The organism is Moorena sp. SIO3H5 (genome assembly GCF_010692395.1).
GTDB lineage: Bacteria > Cyanobacteriota > Cyanobacteriia > Cyanobacteriales > Coleofasciculaceae > Moorena.
Map to the genome: position 1 here is coordinate 1 of NZ_JAAHHS010000624.1, position 3,124 is coordinate 3,124.

Genomic DNA, 3,124 nt, shown 5'->3' on the forward strand with positions numbered 1-3,124 from the left:
CTAGTGCAGTAGTCTGATTATATCGATGTAATTAGACGCTTTGCTAAAATCTCCATATGTCAATGCATTCGTATACTCATTATAAGTCACCCTCAAATCCCTATCCAGGGATCCCACGCTACCCATGTCAATGAATACGACTTTGCTCCGACGCAAGAAAATAATATTGCCTGGATGTAGATCTCCATGGTACAAGTTATCTTCAAATACTTGTCGAAGTAATGAAATAAATATCTTTTCACCTACTTTTTCAGCATCAAAGTCATTTTCATCCTCCCATTGAGAGGCTCTGACGGGATCCCTATTCGATACTTTAATATAATCAGAGGCAAGAACCCCATCGATATATTCCATAACTAAAACTCGACGTTTAGAATATTTATCATAAATCTTAGGAACATATATTTTATGCGGCTTTAGTGTTTTTCTCATATTACGAGTATTAGATGCTTCATAGCGATAATCTAATTCCTCATTAAATATTTTATCTAACTCCGATACTGCTTCATCTAAACGTAGGTAACTCATAAAATTCAAAGAAATAAACAGGTTGGCAACGACTTTAATTAAATCCAAATCTCGCTTGAATGCTTCTGCTAAATTTGGACGTTGAATTTTAACGATTACCGGTTTTCTTTTACTTCGCAACGTTGCTCTATGAACCTGACCAATTGATGCAGCTGCCAAAGGAGTCTCATCAAAATCTTTAAATATTTTTTCCATGGGTGCTCCTAGCTCTGACTCAATTGTTGATCTAACTAAAGCCATAGGGAATCCAATCGCTTCATACTGAAGACGTATTAACTGCTCACAAATCTCATCTGGAAAAAGATCGGTTCGCAATGCTAACAACTGACCAGTTTTTACCCAGAAGCCTCCCAAATCTTCAAATATCTGACGTAGCTCGTTCGCATTCTTTTGTATATCTGGCTTATTTGTAATTCGGCGACGTTGTATACCTAAAAAGTAAATAATAAATCGTCGGATAATGTAGAGAGTAGAAAAACGACGATCTTCCAAATTTTCAGCTATTTTAACTTTCTTTCGTTGTTTGTTATCAATAATAGGGGTAGGGATATCTTCTTTCTTGATCATATTATAAGCAGCCAAAAATAAATTTCAATAATAATCATTAATCTATCGTAGTTACGATATCATAAAATCCTGAATGTAGTTTTATCAAAAACTAGCTAGTTTTTGAGACTCCACGATAGTTTCGCTACTGAAACTGTTACTTTTTAAAAAGTACTGCAGTGCAGGTTGTGGGATGAGTTTGTGGTATTAGCAGACATAAGTAGAGAAACAGATCAACATCAAAATCATAAATGTTGAATCGATAAACAAAACTTTACATATTTTCATGAATTAACCCTATAAAGTACTATTTGACTTTAACTAAATTAGTTTTATAAACCAATGTACATAGGTAATTTATTGAGACATATATGATTGAAACGAATGTTATATAATGGTGTTTTTCCAAAATCTTTCACGTCACAGATATTTTTATTAGCTGTAATCTTAAATAAGTGATTAAATAGCTATAAATCTGAATAATGAATAACTATTAACCCTACGTCTGAACGGCAAATGTCCAAGCCACAAAATAATTTAATTTGATGAGATCCTTGGCTCCATAATAGTTAATTTTTTAAAGTACAAATAGTTTAACTATCGGCAGTATGCTACGATTCGCTAACGGTAATAAATTTCGGGCTTCAAATTGATTTTTTTTTTGATTGAGTTGCCTTTTCAATTGATAAATTACTTTTTGAATATTTTTTTTATCTTATTAACCGGTTTATCAAAGTTAGATATCGTTCTATTTTTTTAATATTTAACCGTTTCAATAAATTTCCCATACTGATCACACTCTTATCCATTACATACTCCAACTAACAAGATACAAATAAAAAGGTACTGAGAGATAGATAATCTTTTTTTTGTAACGCTTCCAAAATATATTTTATGATTTTTGGAAAACTTATTTAAATCATACTTAACGAGTATGAATTTTATAGCTTTGATGATTTTATCATATTGAAAAAATTTTTTGACACTTTTTTTTGACATTCAACACTTCTGCATCAAAATAATTACCAAACACATGATAATATCCTAAGGGGGTGACATGCAAGCTAAAATTCCAGGGTAACCCCAGGTATTTTGTATAAATTGTACTTGACGAAACACAGGTTGGCACCAAAGTTGGCTTTGGTTCAATTGAGACTAGACAATCTCTCCAGAATCCAGGAAATTGGATAGAGATTAAATTAGTCTGTTCACATGCTCATCGGCCCTGATGTCCCTTGGCTTTGGTGCTCCCACTCCATCGCCCCTTTCAGCAAAGGATGAAACAGCTCATTCATAGCGTGATTTATCAGTTTGAGGCATTGGATGACCCGAGAGTCAAACCGGAACCCAATTGATGGGTTTAACTGCTCGGGGTTCCTACGATCGCTAAAAGCAATCTCATTGCCTTACACACGGTGAGTGCCTGGGCGAGTGAACATCATCTGGTGTTAGCTCAACAACGGGCCTTTGAGCAAGTCCAATGATATCACAGGCATTCCCGTGCTATGGAAGGAGAAGACCCGTGTCGTGATGACGATACGAAGTTCCCCCTTACCCTCTCAATAATAATACCTAATCTGCCAACTCTTCATGACGGTTTCATGAGCCGAAGAAGGCATTAAGGTATGATTTAAAACTGTCCTAGGTTTTTGATACCCAGTTGACAAATTTAAATGGGATTACCCTGCTATCGTTAGGATAGGCAGCAGTCTGAAATAATCCGGGAAATGTCTGAAGCAACCCGCTCCCAACCATAATACTTGTCACCCAGATGGCGTCCGTATCGACCCATTTTTTCAGCTAACTCTTTATTGGACAATAAAGAGTTAATTGGTTCTGCAAAGGCATCGGGATTCTCATAGTCACTAATCAAGAGACCATTCATACCTGGGATGACTACTTCTGCGTTTCCTCCTCGCATTGTGGTAACCATAGGAAGACCTGTTGCCATTGCTTCATAATGAACTCGTGCTAAAGGTTCTTGCCATTGAGATGCACAAACAAATATATCACCCATGAGGAAGTACTTCTGGACAGATCGGACAAGCGT

Annotated in this window: 2 protein-coding genes; both read right to left on the minus strand. The window is 35.8% G+C overall.

Translation table 11 applies throughout. The features are described 5' to 3' along the window. Window positions 1-1,110 carry an AarF/ABC1/UbiB kinase family protein gene (locus F6K52_RS34620; RefSeq protein WP_293089485.1) on the minus strand — a complete coding sequence of 370 codons (1,110 nt, stop codon included), beginning with the start codon at window positions 1,108-1,110 and terminating at the stop codon, window positions 1-3. Window positions 1,111-2,767: 1,657 nt separating this feature from the next. Next, on the minus strand, window positions 2,768-3,124 hold a 357-nt coding region (locus tag F6K52_RS34625), incomplete at its 5' end, for a glycosyltransferase family 4 protein (RefSeq protein ID WP_293089488.1).